Here is a 20,324-nt window from a genome sequence, read left to right as displayed (position 1 = left end):
GTACCGGGACCGGCGCACGCCGGCCGGCGCCGGGTCAGCGGTGGGTGCGGTGGCAGATGTACGCGAGGGTGCCGAGCAGCAGCCGGGCCTGCGGCGGCGCCCCGGCCGTGTCGAGCGTCGGAGGCCGCAGCCAGCGCACCGGCCCGAGACCGCCCAGATCCGACGGCGGCGCCGTCACATGCGCGCCCGGACCCAGACAGTGCAGGTCCAGATCGGCGTCGTCCCAGCCCATCCGGTACAGCAGCCCGGGCAGCTCGGCCGCCGCGCCCGGCGCCACGAAGAACCGCGCCCGGCCGGTCGGCGTCGCGCACACCGGCCCCAGCGGCAGCCCCATCCGCTCCAGCCGGACCAGTGCCCGGCGGCCCGCCGCCTCGGCGACCTCGATCACGTCGAAGGAGCGGCCCACCGGCAGCAGCAGCGCCGCCCCCGGGTACTCCGCCCACGCCTTGGTCGCGACGTCGAGGCCCGCGCCGGCCGGGACCGGCTCGGCGAAGGGGAGGGGGTGCGCCCCCGGCGCCGTACAGACCGGATCGCCGCAGGAGCAGCGGCCGGCGACCGCCCGCGCCCCCGGGACGACGTCCCAGCCCCACAGTCCGGTGTACTCGGCCACCGCTGTGCACTCCGTCGTGCGTACGCGGCGACGTGAGCCGGACCGCTTCTCACGAATGCCGCCGATCGTGAAGCCCATGCCCCCTCCAACGGGTCGAACGCGCCGGTGGTTACGGACCGGAGGTCCACCGTCACGATCCGCCACATCGCGCCGCCACACGGGCGTGCGGTGGTGCGGCTGGTGGTGCGGACCGCGACACGCGCCTCCTCGCGCCCCGGTTCGCCGACCCCGCTCCGTCGCATGTCAAGTGAATCGTGTTCCGCACGCGGCGAGTTCATTCGAAGGGGTGGCGAATGGTGGCGTTTCTTGAAAGGCCGTGCCCGGACGGGTGATCGTAGGATTACCTTCGGTACACGAACCCCGGGCGATGGCACGCGTGGGTATGCCGGAGGCAACCCGGTTCTCCGTTCGAAGCGGCGCAATCGCCGGACGGGCAGCGCGAGACACGGCATGCTGGCAGGGGTACGCACGAGGACATCGGATGGATGGGGGCGTTCCAGTGGGCGACAGCGGCGCAGACGGTACGGCTGCCGGCAAGCGCCCGAACGAGCAGCTGAGCTCGTGGTTCGTGCGCAGCGGCTGGTCGAAGGGCGAGCTGGCGCGCCAGGTGAACCGCCGGGCCCGGCAGATGGGCGCGCACCACATCTCCACGGACACCTCCCGGGTGCGCCGCTGGCTCGACGGCGAGCAGCCCCGCGAACCCATTCCGCGGATCCTGTCCGAGCTGTTCTCCGAGCGCTTCGGCTCCGTCGTCGCCATCGAGGACCTCGGCCTGCGCACCGCCCACCAGTCGCCCTCCGTGTCCGGCGTCGACCTGCCCTGGGCCGGTCCGCAGACCGTCTCGCTGCTCAGCGAGTTCTCCCGCAGCGACCTGATGCTCGCCCGGCGCGGCTTCCTCGGCTCCTCGCTCCAGCTCGCCGCCGGACCCGCCCTCATCGAGCCCATGCAGCGCTGGCTGGTGCCCACCCCGGCCGGTGACGCCGACCGGCCCGGGCCCGGCGAGATCGAGCGGCGCCCGCACCGGCTCTCCCCGGTCGAACTCGACCTCCTGGAGTCCACCACCGCGATGTTCCGCCAGTGGGACGCCCAGTGCGGCGGCGGACTGCGCCGCAAGGCGGTCGTCGGCCAGCTCCACGAGGTCACCGACCTTCTCCAGGAACCGCAGCCGGGACCGGTCTCCCAGCGCCTGTTCAAGTGCGCCGCCGAGCTCGCCGAGCTCGCCGGCTGGATGAGCTACGACGTGGGCCTCCAGCCCACCGCCCAGAAGTACTTCGTGCTCGCCCTGCACGCCGCCAAGGAGGCCGGCGACAAGCCCCTCGGCTCGTACATCCTGTCCTCGATGAGCCGCCAGATGATCCACCTCGGCCGGCCCGACGACGCCCTCGAACTCATCCACCTCGCCCAGTACGGCAGTCGGGACTGCGCCACCTCCCGCACCCAGGCCATGCTGTATGCGATGGAGGCCCGCGCCTACGCCAACATGGGCCAGCCCTCCAAGTGCAAGCGGGCCGTCCGGATGGCCGAGGACACCTTCTCCGACATCGGCCTCGACGGCGAGCCCGAGCCCGACTGGATCCGCTTCTTCTCCGAGGCCGAGCTCAACGGCGAGAACTCGCACTCCTTCCGCGACCTCGCCTATGTCGCCGGCCGCTCGCCCAGCTACGCCTCGCTCGCCGAACCCGTCATGGAGCGGGCCGTCCGGCTCTTCGAGAAGGACACCGAGCACCAGCGCTCGTACGCCCTCAACCTCATCGGCATGGCCACCGTGCACCTGCTGAAGCGCGAGCCCGAGCAGTCCGTCGCGCTGGCCGAGAAGGCCCTCGTCATCGCCAAGAAGGTGCGCTCCGAGCGGGTCAACACCCGGCTGCGCAAGACCGTCGACACCGCCGCCCGCGACTTCGGCGACGTCGCCGAGGTCGTGCACCTCACCGACCGGCTCACCGCGCTGCTCCCGGAGACGGCCGAGGCCGTCTGACCCGGGCGGCAGCGCCGCACCACCCCGCAGACACCGGCCGCGCCGGCCGTCCCGTAAAGCCCGACTCGGCTCCCCCGCCGCACGGACACACGGACGACCGGCGCGGCCGGGTTTCTGCGCGGGCCCGCGGAGGGTACGGCCGTTACCTGGCTGTGACCCTGCCGTTCACGGTCGCGTAACACGCCCCCGTCCTTCGTCACTGCGGCGAAACATCGAGCGGCATCGGCGGAAACCGGCCTGCGCGAATCTCTGGCTCATAACCGGCCCCGCCCCGCACAGGCCGTACGACGACGAGGAGACGCCGATGGCAGCAGCCATCACGACCCTGGCCGCGGACACGCCCACGCTGTCCGCCGCCAACACCGGGTTCATGCTCATCTGCTCCGCCCTGGTCATGCTGATGACCCCCGGCCTCGCCTTCTTCTACGGAGGCATGGTCCGCGTGAAGTCCACCCTCAACATGCTGATGATGAGCTTCATCAGCCTCGGGATCGTCACGATCCTGTGGGTGCTCTTCGGCTTCAGCGTCGCCTTCGGCACCGACTCGGCCTCCCTCTTCGGCTGGTCCTCCGACTACGTCGGCCTCAGCGGCATCGGCCTCACCGAACTCTGGGACGGCTACACCATCCCGGTGTACGTCTTCGCCGTCTTCCAGCTGATGTTCGCGATCATCACCCCGGCCCTGATCAGCGGCGCCCTCGCCGACCGCGTGAAGTTCAGCGCCTGGGCCCTGTTCATCACCCTGTGGGTCACCGTCGTCTACTTCCCCGTCGCCCACTGGGTCTGGGGCGCCGGCGGCTGGCTCTTCGAGCTGGGCGTCATCGACTTCGCCGGCGGCACCGCCGTCCACATCAACGCCGGCGCCGCCGCCCTCGGCGTGATCCTCGTCATCGGCAAGCGCGTCGGCTTCAAGAAGGACCCGATGCGCCCGCACAGCCTCCCGCTGGTCATGCTCGGCGCCGGTCTGCTGTGGTTCGGCTGGTTCGGCTTCAACGCGGGCTCGTGGCTCGGCAACGACGACGGCGTCGGCGCCGTCATGTTCGTCAACACCCAGGTCGCCACCGCCGCCGCCATGCTCGCCTGGCTCGCCTACGAGAAGCTCCGCCACGGCTCCTTCACCACCCTCGGCGCCGCCTCCGGCGCGGTCGCCGGCCTCGTCGCCATCACCCCCTCCGGCGGCTCCTGCTCCCCGCTCGGCGCCATCGCCATCGGCGTGATCGCCGGTCTGCTGTGCGCCATGGCCGTCGGCCTCAAGTACAAGCTCGGTTACGACGACTCCCTCGACGTGGTCGGCGTCCACCTCGTCGGCGGCGTCGTCGGCTCCCTCCTCGTCGGCCTCTTCGCCACTGGCGGCGTCCAGTCCGACGCCAAGGGCCTCTTCTACGGCGGCGGCCTGGAGCAGCTCGGCAAGCAGGCGATCGGCGTCTTCGCCGTCCTCGCCTACTCCCTGATCGCCTCCGCGATTCTCGCCCTGATCATCGACAAGACCATGGGCATGCGGGTCGCCGAGGACGACGAGGTCTCCGGCATCGACCAGGTCGAGCACGCCGAGACCGCGTACGACTTCAGCGGCGCCGGCGGCGGCATCGCCCCGCGCACCGCCGCCGCACCCGCCGCCGCCCCGACGGAGAACACGAAGGTGGACGCATGAAGCTCATCACCGCGGTCGTGAAGCCGCACCGGCTCGACGAGATCAAGGAGGCCCTGCAGGCCTTCGGTGTCCACGGCCTCACCGTCACCGAGGCCAGCGGATACGGCCGCCAGCGCGGCCACACCGAGGTCTACCGCGGCGCCGAGTACACCGTCGACCTCGTCCCCAAGATCCGCATCGAGGTCCTGGTGGAGGACGACGACGCCGAACAGCTCATCGAGGTCGTCGTCAAGGCCGCCCGCACCGGCAAGATCGGTGACGGAAAGGTGTGGAGCGTCCCGGTCGAGACCGCCGTACGGGTCCGCACCGGCGAACGCGGACCGGACGCCCTGTAGGGCCCGGACACCCTGTAAAGCGCTTGATCCTTTAAGGAGCCGCTGGTGACGAGCATCGACGTGCGGGACGACGGGCCCGAGAACACCGACGAGCCCGACCACACCGACGAGACCGGACCCAGCGGCTACGCGGCGGCCCGACTGCGCCTTCTCACCGAGAAGACGCGGTCCGGGCCGCCGCGCCGTGCCGCGCTCGCCCGGCTCACCGACGACTGGCTGGCCGGACTGTGGCAGGCCGCCGACCCGCCGCCCGGCACCGCGCTCGTCGCCGTCGGCGGCTACGGCCGCGGCGAACTCTCCCCGCGCAGCGACCTCGACCTGCTCCTCCTCCACGACGGCGGCGCCGACGCCCGGACCGTCGCCGCCCTCGCCGACCGCCTCTGGTACCCCGTCTGGGACCTCGGCCTCGCCCTCGACCACTCCGTGCGCACCACCGCCGAGGCCCGCAGGACCGCCGGCGAGGACCTCAAGGTCCAGCTCGGCCTCCTCGACGCCCGGCCCGTCGCCGGCGACACCGCCCTCGCCGCCGCCCTGCGCACCGCCGTCCTCGCCGACTGGCGCAACCAGGCCACCCGCCGGCTGCCCGAGCTGCACGCCCTGTGCCGGGAACGCCACGAACGCGCCGGCGAGCTCCCGTACCTCCTCGAACCCGACCTCAAGGAGGCCCACGGCGGCCTCCGCGACGCCCAGGCACTGCGCGCCGTCGCCGCCTCCTGGCTCGCCGACGCGCCCCGCGAAGGCCTCGACGACGCCCGCCGCCGCCTCCTCGACGCCCGCGACGCCCTCCACCTCGCCACCGGCCGCGCCACCGACCGGCTCGCCCTCCAGGAGCAGGCCGCCGTCGCCGCCGAACTCGGCCTCCTCGACGCCGACACCCTGCTCCGCGAGGTGTACGAGGCCGGGCGCACCATCGCGTACGCCTCCGACGTCACCTGGCGCGAGGTCGGCCGCGTCGTCCGGGCCCGCACCGCCCGCCCCCGGTTCCGCGGCCTGCTCGGCGGACGCGCCGGGACGAAACCGGCCCAGGAACGCACCCCGCTCGCCGAGGGCGTCGTCGAGATGGACGGCGAGGCCGTCCTCGCCCTCAGCGCCCGCCCCGAGCGCGACCCCGTCCTGCCGCTGCGCGCCGCCGCGGCCGCCGCCCAGGCCGGACTGCCGCTCTCCCCGCACGCCGTACGCCGCCTCGCCGCCGCAGGACCGGTGCTGCCCACGCCCTGGCCCGCCGAGGCCCGCGAGGCCCTCGTCACCCTCCTCGGCGCCGGCGAACCCACCGTCCCCGTCTGGGAGGCCCTGGAGGCCGAAGGCCTCATCACGCGGCTGCTTCCCGACTGGGAGCGGGTCCGCTGCCGCCCCCAGCGCAACCCCGTCCACACCTGGACCGTCGACCGCCACCTCGTCGAGACCGCCGTCCGCGCCGCCTCCCTCACCCGCCGCGTCCACCGCCCCGACCTGCTGCTCGTCGCCGCCCTCCTGCACGACATCGGCAAGGGCTGGCCCGGTGACCACTCCGTCGCCGGCGAGACCATCGCCCGCGACGTCGCGACCCGCATCGGCTTCGACCGTGCCGACACCGCCGTCCTCGCCACCGTCGTCCGCCACCACCTGCTGCTCGTCGAGACCGCCACCCGGCGCGACCTCGACGACCCCGCCACCGTCCGCACCGTCGCCGACGCCATCGGCACCCACGGCGCCCTGGAGCTCCTGCACGCCCTCACCGAGGCCGACGCCCTCGCCACCGGACCCGCCGCCTGGTCCACCTGGCGCGCCCGGCTCGTCGACGAGCTCGTCGGCCGGGTCGCCGGGGTCCTCGCCGGCGAGGAACCGCCCGACCCCGAGGCCGCCGCCCCCAGCGCCGAGCAGGAACGCCTCGCGATCGAGGCCCTGCGCACCGGCGAACCCGTCCTCACCCTCCGTACGGAAGCGGAGCCGGTCGACGGCGACGGCGAATCCGAACCCGTCGGCGTCGAACTCCTCGTCGCCCTCCCGGAACGCCCCGGCGTGCTGCCTGCCGTCGCCGGCGTCCTCGCCCTGCACCGCCTCACCGTTCGCGCCGCCGACCTGCGCGCCGTCGCCCTGCCCGGCGAGCTCGGCGACGGCCCCGTACTCCTCCTGGACTGGCGGGTCGCCGCCGAGTACGGCTCGCTGCCCGAGGCCCACCGGCTGCGCGCCGACCTGGTGCGCGCCCTCGACGGCTCCCTCGACGTGTCCGCGCGCCTCGCCGAGCGCGACGCCGCCCAGCCGCGCCGCCGCGGTGTCACCGCGCCCCCGCCCCGGGTCACCGTCGCCCCCGCCGCCTCCCGCCACGCCTGCGTCCTGGAGGTCCGCGCCCAGGACGCCCCCGGCCTGCTCCACCGCATCGGCCGCGCCCTGGAGGGCGCCGAGGTCCGGGTCCGCAGCGCCCACGTCTCCACGCTCGGCGCGAACGCCGTCGACACCCTGTACGTGACCCGCCCGGACGGCTCCCCGCCCGACCCGGAGGAGGCCGCGGCCCTGGCGAAGACCCTGGAGGAGGCCCTGCGGTGACCGGCCGCCGACCGGGCGCCGACAGGGTGCCGTACGGGCCGGATACCCTTGGGTGACTGCCCACCCCGACCCGAGGAATCGCGACCACCGTGTTCGATACGCTTTCCGACCGCCTCAGCGCGACTTTCAAGTCCCTCCGGGGTAAAGGCCGCCTCTCCGAGCAGGACATCGACAGCGCGGCCCGGGAAATCCGTATCGCCCTCCTCGAGGCCGATGTCGCGCTCCCGGTCGTCCGCGCGTTCATCTCCAGCGTCAAGGAGCGGGCGCTCGGTGCCGAGGTCTCCAAGGCGCTGAACCCGAGCCAGCAGGTCATCAAGATCGTCAACGAGGAGCTCATCGGCATCCTCGGCGGCGAGACCCGCCGGCTGCGGTTCGCCAAGACCCCGCCGACCGTGATCATGCTCGCCGGTCTCCAGGGTGCCGGTAAGACCACCCTCGCCGGAAAGCTCGGTCTCTGGCTCAAGGGCCAGGGCCACACCCCGCTGCTCGTCGCCTGCGACCTCCAGCGCCCCAACGCCGTCACCCAGCTCGGCGTCGTCGCCGACCGCGCGGGCGTCGGCTTCTACGGCCCGCAGCCGGGCAACGGCGTCGGCGACCCGGTCCAGGTCGCCAAGGACTCGATCGAGTACGCCCGCTCGAAGATGCACGACGTCGTCATCGTCGACACCGCCGGCCGCCTCGGCATCGACCAGGAGCTGATGCAGCAGGCCGCGGACATCCGCGACGCCACCTCGCCCGACGAGGTCCTCTTCGTCGTCGACGCCATGATCGGTCAGGACGCGGTCAACACCGCCGAGGCCTTCCGCGACGGCGTCGGCTTCGACGGCGTGGTGCTGTCCAAGCTCGACGGCGACGCCCGCGGTGGTGCCGCGCTCTCCATCGCGCACGTCACCGGCAAGCAGATCATGTTCGCCTCCAACGGCGAGAAGCTGGACGACTTCGACGCGTTCCACCCGGACCGCATGGCGTCCCGCATCCTCGGCATGGGCGACATCATGTCGCTCATCGAGAAGGCCGAGCAGACCTTCAGCCAGGAAGAGGCCGCCAAGATGGCCTCCAAGCTGGCGTCCAAGAAGGGCCAGGAGTTCACGCTCGACGACTTCATGGCCCAGATGGAGCAGGTCCGCAAGATGGGCTCCATCAGCAAGCTCCTCGGGATGCTGCCCGGCATGGGTCAGATGAAGGAGCAGATCGCCAACATCGACGAGAAGGAAGTCGACCGCGTCGGCGCCATCATCAAGTCGATGACCCCGGCCGAGCGCCAGGACCCGACCATCATCAACGGCTCCCGCCGCGCCCGTATCGCCAAGGGTTCCGGCGTCGAGGTCAGCGCGGTCAAGGGTCTGGTGGAGCGGTTCTTCGAGGCCCGCAAGATGATGTCCCGCATGGCCCAGGGCGGCGGAATGCCCGGCATGCCGGGGATGCCTGGCATGGGCGGCGGCCCCGGCCGGCAGAAGAAGCAGATCAAGCAGGCCAAGGGCAAGCGCAAGAGCGGCAACCCGATGAAGCGGAAGGCCGAGGAGCAGGCCGCCCAGGCCAAGCGCGAGCAGGCCCAGGCCGGCGGCGCCTTCGGGATCCCGGCGCCGGGCCAGGCCCCGGGCGACTTCGAGCTCCCGGACGAGTTCAAGAAGTTCATGGGCTGATCCACGACGTCCATGGGCTGACGCCCGAAGGGCGTTCGCCCGACGAGGGGTCCGTGGCGGTACGAAACCGCCGCGGGCCCCTTTTCGTTCGCCCGGCCCACCCGTAATGCCGCGATTGCCCGGTTCTTCGATACTGGGGCCACTGCCGCCCCGAGCCCCGAGGAGAGCCCGTGGCCAACCCCGTACCGCCGCGCGACCGGACCGATCAGCCCTGGCGCTCGGAAGGGGCACCGCCGCCCGCGCCGTCCCGGAAGAAGATGCCCGGGGGCTGGGGCGGTCTCATCCTCATGGCGCTCGTCGTCTACCTCATCGCCAACCTCGTGCTGTCCTTCTTCAACGAGAAGGACGGGCCGACGATCTCCTACACCGAGTTCGACAAACAGGTCGCCGCCGGCAACGTCTCCAAGATCTACTCCAAGGGCGACGCCATCCAGGGCCAGCTCAAGAACAAGCAGCCCGTCCCCGGCGGCGACGGCGACTACACCAAGTTCACCACCCAGCGGCCCGCCTTCGCCGACGACGAGCTGTGGGCCCAGCTCACCAAGAACAACGTCACCGTCACCGCCGAGCCCGTCGTCCAGGAACGCAGCTTCCTGGCCAATCTCCTCATCTCCCTCGCCCCGATGCTCCTCCTCGTCTTCCTGTGGGTGTTCATCGCCCGCCGGATGAGCGGCGGCATGGGCGGCGCCGGCGGCATGCTCGGCCGCAAGGCCCCGCCCAAGCCCGTCGAGCTGGAAGGCGGCAAACGCACCACCTTCGAGGACGTCGCCGGCATCGACGAGGTCGAGGGCGAACTCAACGACGTCGTCGACTTCCTCAAGAACCCCGGCGCCTACCGCGAGATGGGCGCCAAGATGCCCCGCGGCGTCCTCCTCGCCGGCCCGCCCGGAACCGGCAAGACCCTCCTCGCCCGCGCCGTCGCCGGCGAGGCCGGCGTGCCCTTCTTCTCCGCCTCCGCCTCCGAGTTCATCGAGATGATCGTCGGCGTCGGCGCCTCCCGCGTCCGCGAACTCTTCGCCGAGGCCCGCAAGGTCGCCCCCGCGATCATCTTCATCGACGAGATCGACACCATCGGCCGGGCCCGCGCCGCCGGCTCCGGCATGGGCGGCCACGACGAACGCGAACAGACCCTCAACCAGATCCTCACCGAGATGGACGGCTTCACCGGCTCCGAAGGCGTCATCGTCCTCGCCGCCACCAACCGCGCCGACGTCCTCGACCCCGCCCTCACCCGCCCCGGCCGCTTCGACCGCATCGTCCACGTCAACCCGCCCGACCGCGGCGGCCGCGAGGCCATCCTCAGGATCCACACCCGCGAGATCCCGCTCGCCCACGACGTCGACCTCCAGCACGTCGCCAAGACCACCCCCGGCATGACCGGCGCCGAACTCGCCAACCTCGCCAACGAGGCCGCCCTCCTCGCCGTCAAGCGCCGGCAGAAGACCGTCACCCGCTCCGACCTCTCCGACGCCCTCGAAAAGGTCCAGCTCGGCGCCGAACGCCCCCTCGTCATGCCGCTCGAAGAACGCCGCCGCACCGCCTACCACGAGAGCGGCCACGCCCTCCTCGGCATGCTCCAACCCGGCGCCGATCCCGTCCGCAAGGTCACCATCGTGCCGCGCGGCCGCGCCCTCGGCGTCACGTTGTCCACACCCGAGTCAGATAAATACGCTTATACGGAGGACTATCTGCGGGGCCGGATCATCGGCGCCCTCGGCGGCATGGCCGCCGAACAGGTCGTCTTCGGCGTCATCACCACCGGCGCCGAGAGCGACCTCGAACAGGTCACCAACATCGCCCGCGGCATGGCAGGCCGCTGGGGCATGAGCGAACGCGTCGGCCGCCTCACCGCCATCCCCGCCGACGCCCAGCAGGCCTACGGACTCTCCGCCGCCCCCACCACCCTCGACACCGTCGACGAGGAGATGCGCCGCATCGTCGACGAGTGCTACGCGAGCGCCGTACGCCAGCTGGGCGAGCACCGCGCCAAGCTCGACGCCCTCGCCGCGGCCCTCCTGGAGAACGAGACCCTGGAGGAGGACCAGGCCTACCGGGCGGCGGGCATCCCGCGCCTGGCCAAGGGCGAGGGGGAGGGTGAGGGGGAGGGTGAGGGGGAGTGACGGAGGAGGGATGACGGGCGAGAGATGACCCCGCGGGCCGGGCCCTGAGCGGCCGGACGCCCGGCGCGTCAGGGCGTGCGCGCCACCACGTACCGGAAGACGTTCGGCATCCACACCGTCCCGTCCCCGCGCACATACGGCTCAAGAGCCTCCAGGAGCTCCTTCTCCACCTGGTCCGGATCCGTCGCCGCCAGAGCCGCGTCGAACTCGCCCGTCGACAGCAGCCCCCGCACCGCGCTGTCCCGGTCCGCGTAGCCGAACGGGCACGCCACCCGGCCCGAACCAGCCACCGGCAGCCCCGCCGCGGCCACCGCCGCCTCCAGGCCCTTCCGCTCCGCCGGACCCCAGCCCGCGAGCCGCGCCGCGACCCGCAGCACCGACGCCGTCGCACACCGCTCCGCCGGACCCCAGCACGCCAGCACGATCGCCCCGCCCCGTTCAGCCAGCCGGGTGACGGCCGCCGGATTCGAGCCGAGCGCCGCCGCCCCGTGGAACGCCGTGATCACGTCGTACGGACCGCCCTCCGGCAGCCCCGAAAGCGCCAGCGGCACCTCGGGCAGCCGCTCCCGGGCCAGCGCCAGGCGCGCCGGATCCCGGTCCGCGCCGGCCACCCGCGCCCCGCGCCCCGCCGCCATGAGCAGCGCCAGGCCGGAACCGCAGCCGAGGCCGAGCACCCGCGACCCGGGCCCCACGCCGATCCGGTCGTACACCGCCTCGTAGAGCGGGACCAGCATCCGTTCCTGGATCTCGGCCCAGTCGCGCGCGGGGTGGTGCGGGACGAGCGTAGGTGTCATGGAAAGCGCCCCTATCCGTACTCGGAACTCGGATGCGTACACGGACGACGACCCCCCGTAGCCAGGGAACTGCGCAACGCGCTCCCCGTCCAGTGCTCGCGGCGGACGAGTCGCCGACCGGCCGCGGACGAGTCGCGGACGAGTCGCGGTCGGCCGACGTCGAGCTTCGGCCATCGGCGGGGGGTGATGCCCGAGTTCGGGCAGACGCCCGGTACTGTCCCTCGCACACCCCGCCCGGCAGCGCCGTCCGACGCGAAGGGAAGCCGTCTTGACTGACGGGTACGTGCAAAATATTTCAGTTGCCCCGGAATGGAACCCGGAAGGGATCCGGCTCGTTGTACCCGACGTGAGCACGACACCACCTGTTCTCGCCGCAGAGCTGGCACAGGCGTGGGCCGACATTCAGCGGCACCACCCCGAGCTGCCGGACCTTGCCGCGCCCGAGTCCCTGATCGGAGAGTCCTCGTCCGCCTGCGGCGCCGAGCTCTCCTTCGAGCGACTGCTCCACGAGGCAGTCCACGGCATCGCAGCCGCCCGAGGAGTCCGCGACACCTCCCGCGCCGGCCGCTACCACAACCGCAGATTCCTCGCGATCGCCGAGGAACTGGGCCTCGACCACCCCGAGGAACCGCACGCCAGCAGCGGCTTCTCCCTGGTCACCCTGAACCCGGAGGCCAAGCGGCGCTACCGCACCACCATCGAGCGGCTCCAGCGCGCCCTGAAGGCCCACACCGTCGCCACCGCCGCCGACACCAAGCGCTCCTTCCGCGGACCGGCCGCCCGGCACGGCTCCTCGGGCGGCGGCGTGCGCGTCAAGGCCGTCTGCGACTGCGGGCGCAACGTGCGCGTGGTGCCCTCCGTGCTCGCCCAGGCGCCCATCATGTGCGGCGGCTGCGGAAAGCCCTTCCGCATCCCGGACAGCGTCGGCGAGACCGTGGGCGCCGCGAGCTGACCCTCCGGGGTGTGGCACAATGGCTAGCTGTACTCGACAGTCGCACAGGACCCCTCTCTCCTCCGGCTGACGCGTCCATCGGGCACCCGAGTACCGCAACCCCACGTGGCATCTCAAGTGCCCAACCACGTCAAGTTCAGGAGACACCACTCCAGTGGCAGTCAAGATCAAGCTCAAGCGCCTCGGCAAGATCCGCCAGCCGCACTACCGCATCGTCGTCGCCGACTCCCGCACCCGCCGGGACGGTCGTGCGATCGAGGAGATCGGCCTCTACCACCCGACGTACAACCCGTCGCGCATCGAGGTCGACTCCGAGCGTGCGCAGTACTGGCTGTCCGTCGGCGCCCAGCCGACCGAGCCGGTTCTCGCCATCCTGAAGCTCACCGGCGACTGGCAGAAGCACAAGGGCCTCCCGGCCCCGGAGAAGCCGCTGCTGGCCCCGGCGACCAAGGAAGCCAAGCGCGCCTCCTTCGACGAGTTCGCCAAGGCTCTCGAGGGTGACGACACCAAGGGTGAGGCCATCACCCAGAAGGCCAAGAAGGCCGACAAGAAGGCGGACGAGGCCGCGGCCGAGTCCACCGAGTCGACCGAGGCCTGATCATGCTCGAGGAGGCTCTCGAGCACCTCGTGAAGGGCATCGTCGAAAACCCCGACGACGTGCAGGTCGCCTCGCGCAACCTGCGCCGGGGCCGCGTTCTCGAGGTCCGGGTCCACCCGGACGACCTCGGCAAGGTGATCGGCCGCAACGGTCGCACCGCGCGCGCCCTGCGCACCGTCGTGGGTGCCATCGGCGGCCGCGGCATCCGCGTCGACCTCGTCGACGTGGACCAGGTCCGCTGAAAGTTTGACACCGGCACGGGCCGGGGAGGGCGCACGCGCCCGCCCCGGCCCGTTGCCGTATCGACAGGAGAGTCATCAGTGCAGTTGGTAGTCGCGCGGATCGGCCGCGCCCACGGCATCAAGGGCGAGGTCACCGTCGAGGTGCGGACCGACGAGCCCGAGCTGCGGCTCGGACCCGGCGCCGTCCTGCACACGGACCCGGCCTCCGCCGGGCCGCTCACCATCGAGACCGGCCGGGTGCACAGCGGCCGGCTGCTGCTGCGCTTCGAGGGCGTCCGCGACCGCAACGGCGCCGAGGCCCTGCGCAACACGCTCCTCATCGCCGACGTCGACCCCGACGAGCTGCCCGAGGAGGAGGACGAGTACTACGACCACCAGCTGGTCGACCTCGACGTCGTCCTCGCCGACGGCACCGAGATCGGCGTGATCAGCGAGATCTCCCACCTGCCGTCCCAGGACCTGTTCATCGTCGAGCGGCCCGACGGCAGCGAGGTCATGATCCCCTTCGTCTCGGAGATCGTCACCGAGATCGACCTGGAGAACCAGCGCGCCGTCATCACCCCGCCGCCCGGACTGATCGACGAGCGCGAGGCCGTCATCGACTCGTCGCGCGACGAGGACCAGGGCGACGAGGGTGACGAGGGCGCCGATTCCGGCGGCTCCGACGACTCCGGCAAGGACGCGGTCTGATGCGCCTCGACGTCGTCACGATCTTCCCCGAGTACCTCGAACCGCTGAACGTCTCGCTGGTCGGCAAGGCCCGCGCCCGCGGCCAGCTCGACGTGCACGTCCACGACCTGCGGGACTGGACGTACGACCGGCACAACACCGTCGACGACACCCCGTACGGCGGCGGCCCCGGCATGGTCATGAAGACCGGGCCCTGGGGCGACTGCCTCGACCAGACCCTCGCCGACGGCTTCGAGGCCGGCGCCCACGGCCCGGTCCTCGTCGTGCCCACCCCCAGCGGCCGCCCCTTCACCCAGGAACTCGCCGTCGAGCTCTCCGAGCGGCCCTGGCTGATCTTCACGCCCGCCCGCTACGAGGGCATCGACCGGCGCGTGATGGACGAGTACGCCACCCGGATGCCGGTCTACGAGGTGTCCATCGGCGACTACGTCCTGGCCGGCGGCGAGGCCGCGGTCCTGGTGATCACCGAGGCCGTCGCCCGCCTGCTGCCCGGCGTCCTCGGCAACGCCGAGTCGCACCGCGACGACTCCTTCGCCCCCGGCGCCATGGCCAACCTCCTCGAAGGCCCCGTCTACACCAAGCCCCCGGAGTGGCGCGGCCGCGGCATCCCGGACGTGCTGCTCAGCGGCCACCACGGCAAGATCGCCCGCTGGCGCCGGGACGAGGCGCTGCGCCGTACCGTCGCCCACCGGCCCGACCTCGTCGAGCGCACCGACCCGGCCGCCTTCGACAAGAAGGACCGGGAGATCCTCTCCATGCTCGGCTGGGCCCCCGAGCCCGGCGGCCGATTTTGGCGCGGGCCGGAGGCCGTGGAAGAATAGGCCGCTGTCGTACGTCCGGCGCGCGCCCCTGCCACAGGGGGATGGACGCCTGCCAGAGACGGACGACCATCTCCATCCATTCGTACGTACCGCTGATGACCTGTGGCATCAGCGAGGAAAGAGACCTCCATGGCCTCCCTGCTCGACCAGGTCAACGCCGGCACCCTGCGTTCCGACGTTCCGGCCTTCCGCCCCGGCGACACCGTGAACGTCCACGTTCGCGTCATCGAGGGCAACCGCTCCCGCATCCAGCAGTTCAAGGGTGTCGTCATCCGCCGTCAGGGCTCGGGCGTCTCCGAGACCTTCACGGTCCGCAAGGTCTCGTTCTCCGTCGGCGTCGAGCGCACCTTCCCGGTGCACAGCCCGATCTTCGAGAAGATCGAGCTCGTCTCCCGCGGTGACGTCCGTCGCGCCAAGCTCTACTACCTCCGTGAGCTGCGCGGCAAGGCTGCCAAGATCAAGGAGAAGCGCGACAACTGAGCATCGGCCCACAGGGTGGCGGGATAGGCTCGCCCCCGATGGACACCGAAGCACAGCACACGGAGCGCGATCGCTCCTCCGGCGAGGAGGAGCGGTCGCGCTCCGCGCGCGTTTCCGGGCCCGACGGCGGGCCGGGTCACGGGGTCGAGTCGGCTCCGGAGGGGCAGGAGAACCCCGAAGGACTGGAGGAGCAGGGGGACCGGGAGGACCAGGAGGACAAGCCGGAGGAGCGCGAGGAGCGCGAGGAGCCGGGCGGGGTGCTGACCTGGCGGCGTACGGGCCTCATCGGCGTCGCCTGCATGGTCTTCCTGCTGGTTTTCAGCCACTTCGTGCTCCAGCCCTTCCTGGTGCCCAGCAGCTCGATGGAGCCCACCCTCCAGGTCGGCGACCGGATCCTGGTCAACAAGCTGGCGTACCGTTTCGGCAATGAGCCGCACCGCGGTGACGTGGTGGTCTTCGACGGCACCGGCTCCTTCGTCCAGGAACAGCCCGCCGGGAACCCGGTCACCGGTCTGCTGCACGACGCGGCCGCCGCCCTCGGTCTCGCCGAGCCCGACGAGACCGACTTCGTGAAGCGGGTCGTCGGCACCGGCGGCGACCGGGTGGTCTGCTGCGACAAGGCCGGCCGGCTCACCGTCAACGGCGTGCCCGTGACCGAGACGTACGTGAAGCTCGGCGACCGCCCCTCCAACGTGCCCTTCGACATCGTCGTCCCCGACGGCACCCTGTGGGTGATGGGCGACCACCGCAGCCAGTCCAGCGACTCCCGCGACCACCTCGGCCAGCCCGGCGGCGGCGTGGTCCCGGTCGAGCAGGTCATCGGCCGCGCCGACTGGATCGGCTGGCCGGTCGGCCGCTGGTCCACCGTCCCGGACACCGACGCCTTCGACGCCGTACCGCAGTGGACGGGACCGGGCGGGCATGGGTAGGCGGGGCAAGGCCCCCGCCGGCCGCCGCGGCACCCCGGGCGCCGCCGAGGGCTCCGGGCTGCCGGACGACGGCGGCCGCCCGCCCGCGGGGCGGGCCGAGCGCCGCAAGCTCGCCCGCAAGGTCAAGCGGCGCCGGCGGCGCTCAGCGATCACCGAGATCCCGCTGCTCGTCACCGTCGCCGTACTGATCGCACTGGTCCTGAAGACCTTCCTGGTGCAGGCCTTCGTGATCCCCTCGGGCTCGATGGAGCAGACCATCCGGATCGACGACCGGGTGCTGGTCGACAAGCTGACGCCGTGGTTCGGCGCCCAGCCGGAACGCGGCGACGTCGTGGTGTTCAAGGACCCCGGCAACTGGCTCCAGCAGGAGACCGCGCCGCCGTCCGACGACCCGGTGGGCGTCAAGCAGCTCAAGCAGGCGCTGACCTTCATCGGCCTGCTGCCCTCGGCCGACGAACGGGACCTGATCAAGCGGGTCGTCGCGGTCGGCGGGGACACGGTGAAGTGCTGCGGCGCCGACGGGCGGCTCACGGTCAACGGCGTACCGCTGGACGAACCGTATCTGCACCCCGGGAACGTGCCCTCGACGATTCCGTTCGAGGTGAAGGTCCCGGCGGGCAGGGTCTTCGTGATGGGCGACCACCGCTCCGACTCCGCCGACTCGCGCTTCCACCTCGACGAGCCGGAGCACGGCACCGTCTCCGTGGACCAGATCGTCGGCCGGGCCGTGGTGATCGCCTGGCCGGTCGACCACTGGCGCCGGCTCGAGGAGCGCGCGACCTTCGCCTCCGTACCGGATCCGACCCCGGACACGAACCCGGATCGGGCTGCGGGGCACGGGGCGGCCGCGGCCGAATCCACAGGTCTGTCGCATAGGGTGTCCCAGCGCAATCTCAACGGATTGCCCGGGCTCCCGACCCCTGCGGAACTTCTGCTCGTTATGGGAGTGGTGGGCCTGTCCCTGTTCCGGGACGGGCGGTGGCACGGACTGAGGAGTGGATGTGGGGGATTTGGCCGTCGGCGCGCGATCAGGACACGACGAGCCCGACGAGAGGCCCGAGCGCTCCGAGGGCCCCGAGCGCCCCGCGCAGGGTCCTGACCGAGGCCCTGACCGAGGCCCTCACCAGGGCGGTACGGACCCGGGCACGGGCCCGGCGGACGGCCCCGCCGACGGCGGCTCCGGCGACCACGGGGACGGCGACGGGGACGGCGACGACGAGCGCTCCGGGCACGGCGGCCGCGGCCCGAACCGGCCCCGTTCCTTCTGGAAGGAACTGCCCCTGCTCATCGGCATCGCGCTCGTGCTCGCGCTGCTGATCAAGACCTTCCTGGTGCAGGCCTTCTCGATCCCCTCCGACTCGATGATGAACACGCTGCAGCGCGGCGACCGGGTCCTCGTCGACAAGCTCACCCCGTGGTTCGGCTCGGAGCCCGAGCGCGGCGAGGTCGTCGTCTTCCACGACCCGGGCGGCTGGCTGGAAGAGGCCAACACCCCCGAGCCGAACGTCGTGCAGAAGGTCCTCAGCTTCATCGGCCTCATGCCGTCCGCCGAGGAGAAGGACCTGATCAAGCGGGTCATCGCGGTCGGCGGCGACACCGTCTCCTGCAAGGAGGGCGGCAAGGTCGTCGTCAACGGCAAGGAACTCGACGAGAGCGCCTACCTGCACCCCGGCTCGGTGCCCTGCGACCCGGCGTTCGGCCCGGTCAAGGTCCCCGAGGGCCGCATCTGGGTGATGGGCGACAACCGGCAGAACTCGCTGGACTCCCGCTTCCACATGGAGCTCCCGGGCGGCGGCACCGTCTCCAACGACGAGGTCGTGGGCCGCGCCGTGGTCATCGCCTGGCCGGTCACCCGCTGGTCCACCCTGCCCGTTCCGGACACCTTCGACCAGCCCGGCCTCAGCCAGGCGCTGGCCGCGGCGCCAGGCGCCGCCCCGGCCGCCCTCGGCTTCGCCGGAGCGCTGCCGCTGGTCCTGTGGCGGCGGCGCAGGAAGCAGGGCGCCGACGACGGCGCGGAGATCGTCAGCCATACCGCGGAGAGGTGACCCGCGGGTAGGGTGCCGTCCCGGACCGTCGCACGGACGGTCCGCGGATTCCCCGAGGTGCCCATGAGCGTCACACCGCGCACATCGCCCGCAGCGCGTTCATCGCGTACCAAGGACGGCCGCGGCCGCCTCGGCAGTGTTCTGTCGGGGCTCGCCGTGGCCGTCGGCTGTGTGCTGTTCCTCGGCGGCTTCGTCGCCGGCGCGGTGCTCTACCAGCCGTACACCGTGCCCAGCGACTCCATGACCCCGACCCTCGAAGTCGGCTCCAAGGTCCTCGCCGAGCGCGTCGACGGCGCCGACGTGCGGCGCGGCGACATCGTGGTCTTCCAGGACCCGCTGTGGGGCAACGTGCCCATGGTCAAGCGGGTCGTCGGCGTCGGCGGCGACACCCTCGCCTGCTGCGGCACCGACGGACGGCTCACCCTCGACGGCAAGCCGGTCGACGAAACGTACCTGCGCGCCGGGAAGACCCCCTCCGCGGAGAAGTTCACCGTGACCGTGCCCGAGGGAAGCCTCTTCCTCCTCGGCGACGAACGGCACAACTCGCTGGACTCCCGCGCCCACCTCCAGGACGCCTCCCACGGCTTCGTACCCCGCTCGTCCGTCCTCGGCCGGGTCGACGCCGTCGCCTGGCCCGCCCCGGGCGTCGTGGAACGGCCCGCCGGCTTCGCCGCCCTGCCCGGCGGCATCTCCACGCCCGGCCCGGTCGTGCCGCTCTTCACCGCGATCGTCGCCGGGTGTGTACTGATCCTGGCGGGCGCCGCGTACGGGCCGGTGGCCCGGCGCATCGGCGGCGGCCGCAAGCCCGCGCCGCCGAAGACGAAGGCGGGGGCGGGGGAGAGGGACGCGGTGAGCGCATGACGGAGAGCGGCGGCCGCGAGAGCGCGGCGGGTACGGCGGACACGGCGACCGGGCGCGAAGGCGCGGCGGGCACGGACATCGCTCGCGGCGGCGCTGCGGGGCCGGAGGCCGGCGCGGCGGAGGTCCGGCGGGTGGCGCGGGTCGTGCTGCTCGACCCCGACGACCGGATCCTCCTCCTGCACGGGCACGAGCCCGACGACCCCGACCGGACCTGGTGGTTCACCCCCGGCGGCGGCCTGGAGGGCGACGAGAGCCGCGAACAGGCCGCGCTGCGCGAACTCGCCGAGGAGACCGGCATCACCGACATCGAGCTCGGGCCGGTGCTGTGGCGGCGCTACTGCTCGTTCCCGTTCGCCGGCCGCCGCTGGGACCAGGACGAGTGGTACTACCTGGCCCGTACGACCCAGACCGCGACCGCCCCGCGCGGCCTCACTGAGCTGGAGACCCGCAGCGTCTCCGGCCTGAGATGGTGGACCTCCGCCGAACTGTCGGTGGCCCGTGAGACGGTGTACCCCGACAGACTCGCCGAGCTGCTTGACACACTGCTCGACGAAGGACCCCCGAGCCCGCCGCTCGATCTGGCCCCGGAAATCGTTTAGGGGCCCGGGCGACTGGCGCACAATAGGGGGACGCACGGCTGAAGGGGAACATGCCATGAGCGCCGAGGACCTCGAGAAGTACGAGACCGAGATGGAGCTGAAGCTCTACCGGGAGTACCGCGACGTCGTCGGGCTGTTCAAATACGTGATCGAGACCGAGCGGCGGTTCTACCTCACCAACGACTACGAGATGCAGGTGCACTCGGTCCAGGGCGAGGTCTTCTTCGAGGTCTCCATGGCCGACGCCTGGGTCTGGGACATGTACCGGCCCGCCCGCTTCGTGAAACAGGTCCGCGTCCTCACCTTCAAGGACGTCAACATCGAGGAGCTCAACAAGACGGACCTGGAGCTCCCCGGCAGCTGACCCGGTTCGCGCCGCGATCCCTCGAAGGCGCAATCCACGAAAGCGCAATCCCTCGAAAGAGGGAGCGGGTTTTCCACAGGCGGCCACCTGTC

The 20,324-nt window shown here is 72.1% G+C and carries 20 protein-coding genes; 18 read left to right on the top strand and 2 right to left on the bottom strand.

Annotation, left to right across the window (positions count from 1 at the left end; translation table 11 throughout):
* Nucleotides 1-34: 34 nt before the first annotated feature.
* On the bottom strand, nt 35-688 hold the full coding sequence (locus tag KV205_RS13865; protein ID WP_265864630.1) for a bifunctional DNA primase/polymerase: 654 nt from the start codon (nt 686-688) through the stop codon (nt 35-37).
* A gap of 421 nt (nt 689-1,109) precedes the next feature.
* Here KV205_RS13865 and KV205_RS13860 point away from each other — a divergent pair, with 421 nt between their 5' ends.
* From KV205_RS13860 to ftsH, 6 genes are all read left to right on the top strand, one after another.
* On the top strand, nt 1,110-2,585 hold the full coding sequence (locus tag KV205_RS13860) for a hypothetical protein (protein WP_265864629.1): 1,476 nt from the start codon (nt 1,110-1,112) through the stop codon (nt 2,583-2,585).
* Nucleotides 2,586-2,889: 304 nt separating this feature from the next.
* Nucleotides 2,890-4,236: an ammonium transporter gene (locus KV205_RS13855; protein WP_265864628.1), complete on the top strand. Its 1,347-nt coding sequence runs from the start codon at nt 2,890-2,892 to the stop codon at nt 4,234-4,236.
* Nucleotides 4,233-4,571 carry a P-II family nitrogen regulator gene (locus KV205_RS13850; protein WP_128977495.1) on the top strand — a complete coding sequence of 113 codons (339 nt, stop codon included), beginning with the start codon at nt 4,233-4,235 and terminating at the stop codon, nt 4,569-4,571. Before KV205_RS13855 ends, KV205_RS13850 begins: the two co-directional genes overlap by 4 nt.
* 54 nt (nt 4,572-4,625) lie before the next feature.
* Complete coding sequence (locus KV205_RS13845; protein ID WP_374214672.1) at nt 4,626-7,094, top strand: [protein-PII] uridylyltransferase; 2,469 nt, start codon at nt 4,626-4,628, stop codon at nt 7,092-7,094.
* Between the two features lie 89 nt (nt 7,095-7,183).
* The gene (gene ffh / locus KV205_RS13840; RefSeq protein WP_265864626.1) at nt 7,184-8,737 is read left to right on the top strand and encodes a signal recognition particle protein; all 1,554 of its coding nucleotides are present in this window, start codon (nt 7,184-7,186) and stop codon (nt 8,735-8,737) included.
* Between the two features lie 170 nt (nt 8,738-8,907).
* Nucleotides 8,908-10,857 (top strand): ATP-dependent zinc metalloprotease FtsH, encoded by a 1,950-nt coding sequence (gene ftsH, locus KV205_RS13835; protein ID WP_265864625.1) that lies wholly within the window; start codon nt 8,908-8,910, stop codon nt 10,855-10,857.
* Between the two features lie 68 nt (nt 10,858-10,925).
* Here the strand turns inward: ftsH and KV205_RS13830 are convergent, their stop codons facing one another.
* Nucleotides 10,926-11,651, bottom strand: a complete 726-nt coding sequence (locus tag KV205_RS13830) for a class I SAM-dependent methyltransferase (protein ID WP_265864624.1) — start codon at nt 11,649-11,651, stop codon at nt 10,926-10,928.
* 346 nt (nt 11,652-11,997) lie between these two features.
* Here KV205_RS13830 and KV205_RS13825 point away from each other — a divergent pair, with 346 nt between their 5' ends.
* The 12 genes from KV205_RS13825 to KV205_RS13770 all read left to right on the top strand — a co-directional run bounded on the left by KV205_RS13825 (nt 11,998) and on the right by KV205_RS13770 (nt 20,232).
* Nucleotides 11,998-12,603, top strand: coding sequence for a hypothetical protein (locus KV205_RS13825; protein ID WP_265864623.1), 606 nt, complete (start codon nt 11,998-12,000; stop codon nt 12,601-12,603).
* A gap of 154 nt (nt 12,604-12,757) precedes the next feature.
* Nucleotides 12,758-13,201, top strand: a complete 444-nt coding sequence (gene rpsP / locus KV205_RS13820) for a 30S ribosomal protein S16 (RefSeq protein WP_265864622.1) — start codon at nt 12,758-12,760, stop codon at nt 13,199-13,201.
* A 2-nt stretch (nt 13,202-13,203) separates the two neighbouring features.
* The gene (locus KV205_RS13815) at nt 13,204-13,443 is read left to right on the top strand and encodes an RNA-binding protein (RefSeq protein ID WP_056566048.1); all 240 of its coding nucleotides are present in this window, start codon (nt 13,204-13,206) and stop codon (nt 13,441-13,443) included.
* Between the two features lie 78 nt (nt 13,444-13,521).
* The gene (gene rimM / locus KV205_RS13810) at nt 13,522-14,133 is read left to right on the top strand and encodes a ribosome maturation factor RimM (protein WP_265864621.1); all 612 of its coding nucleotides are present in this window, start codon (nt 13,522-13,524) and stop codon (nt 14,131-14,133) included.
* Nucleotides 14,133-14,954, top strand: a complete 822-nt coding sequence (gene trmD / locus KV205_RS13805) for a tRNA (guanosine(37)-N1)-methyltransferase TrmD (RefSeq protein ID WP_265864620.1) — start codon at nt 14,133-14,135, stop codon at nt 14,952-14,954. Before rimM ends, trmD begins: the two co-directional genes overlap by 1 nt.
* A gap of 129 nt (nt 14,955-15,083) precedes the next feature.
* Complete coding sequence (gene rplS / locus KV205_RS13800; RefSeq protein ID WP_265864619.1) at nt 15,084-15,434, top strand: 50S ribosomal protein L19; 351 nt, start codon at nt 15,084-15,086, stop codon at nt 15,432-15,434.
* A gap of 38 nt (nt 15,435-15,472) precedes the next feature.
* Nucleotides 15,473-16,363 (top strand): signal peptidase I, encoded by an 891-nt coding sequence (gene lepB, locus KV205_RS13795; RefSeq protein WP_265864618.1) that lies wholly within the window; start codon nt 15,473-15,475, stop codon nt 16,361-16,363.
* Nucleotides 16,356-17,462, top strand: coding sequence for a signal peptidase I (lepB, locus tag KV205_RS13790; RefSeq protein WP_265864617.1), 1,107 nt, complete (start codon nt 16,356-16,358; stop codon nt 17,460-17,462). The genes lepB (KV205_RS13795) and lepB (KV205_RS13790) overlap by 8 nt, the downstream gene beginning before the upstream one ends.
* On the top strand, nt 17,374-18,408 hold the full coding sequence (gene lepB / locus KV205_RS13785) for a signal peptidase I (RefSeq protein WP_265864813.1): 1,035 nt from the start codon (nt 17,374-17,376) through the stop codon (nt 18,406-18,408). Before lepB (KV205_RS13790) ends, lepB (KV205_RS13785) begins: the two co-directional genes overlap by 89 nt.
* A 63-nt stretch (nt 18,409-18,471) precedes the next feature.
* On the top strand, nt 18,472-19,269 hold the full coding sequence (lepB, locus tag KV205_RS13780) for a signal peptidase I (protein WP_265864616.1): 798 nt from the start codon (nt 18,472-18,474) through the stop codon (nt 19,267-19,269).
* Complete coding sequence (locus tag KV205_RS13775) at nt 19,266-19,868, top strand: NUDIX hydrolase (RefSeq protein WP_265864615.1); 603 nt, start codon at nt 19,266-19,268, stop codon at nt 19,866-19,868. The genes lepB (KV205_RS13780) and KV205_RS13775 overlap by 4 nt, the downstream gene beginning before the upstream one ends.
* A 55-nt stretch (nt 19,869-19,923) precedes the next feature.
* Nucleotides 19,924-20,232 (top strand): DUF2469 domain-containing protein, encoded by a 309-nt coding sequence (locus tag KV205_RS13770; RefSeq protein WP_008737534.1) that lies wholly within the window; start codon nt 19,924-19,926, stop codon nt 20,230-20,232.
* The last annotated feature ends 92 nt before the right edge of the window (nt 20,233-20,324 follow it).

Origin of the sequence: Streptomyces sp. SKN60 (assembly GCF_026236535.1) — a bacterium.
In the GTDB taxonomy this organism is placed as follows: Bacteria; Actinomycetota; Actinomycetes; order Streptomycetales; family Streptomycetaceae; genus Streptomyces.
Note: the sequence above shows the minus strand (reverse complement) of the source record. Positions and strands in the feature narration are given on the sequence as shown.

Bases quoted from the DNA above. Each gene is read 5' to 3' on its own strand.
- KV205_RS13865 (WP_265864630.1), bottom strand. From the start codon at position 688: ATGGGCTTCACGATCGGCGGCATTCGTGAGAAGCGGTCCGGCTCACGT.
- KV205_RS13855 (WP_265864628.1), top strand. From the start codon at position 2,890: ATGGCAGCAGCCATCACGACCCTGGCCGCGGACACGCCCACGCTGTCC.
- KV205_RS13850 (WP_128977495.1), top strand. From the start codon at position 4,233: ATGAAGCTCATCACCGCGGTCGTGAAGCCGCACCGGCTCGACGAGATC.
- KV205_RS13830 (WP_265864624.1), bottom strand. From the start codon at position 11,651: ATGACACCTACGCTCGTCCCGCACCACCCCGCGCGCGACTGGGCCGAG.
- KV205_RS13815 (WP_056566048.1), top strand. From the start codon at position 13,204: ATGCTCGAGGAGGCTCTCGAGCACCTCGTGAAGGGCATCGTCGAAAAC.
- trmD (WP_265864620.1), top strand. From the start codon at position 14,133: ATGCGCCTCGACGTCGTCACGATCTTCCCCGAGTACCTCGAACCGCTG.
- rplS (WP_265864619.1), top strand. From the start codon at position 15,084: ATGGCCTCCCTGCTCGACCAGGTCAACGCCGGCACCCTGCGTTCCGAC.
- lepB (WP_265864618.1), top strand. From the start codon at position 15,473: ATGGACACCGAAGCACAGCACACGGAGCGCGATCGCTCCTCCGGCGAG.
- lepB (WP_265864617.1), top strand. From the start codon at position 16,356: ATGGGTAGGCGGGGCAAGGCCCCCGCCGGCCGCCGCGGCACCCCGGGC.
- lepB (WP_265864616.1), top strand. From the start codon at position 18,472: ATGAGCGTCACACCGCGCACATCGCCCGCAGCGCGTTCATCGCGTACC.
- KV205_RS13775 (WP_265864615.1), top strand. From the start codon at position 19,266: ATGACGGAGAGCGGCGGCCGCGAGAGCGCGGCGGGTACGGCGGACACG.
- KV205_RS13770 (WP_008737534.1), top strand. From the start codon at position 19,924: ATGAGCGCCGAGGACCTCGAGAAGTACGAGACCGAGATGGAGCTGAAG.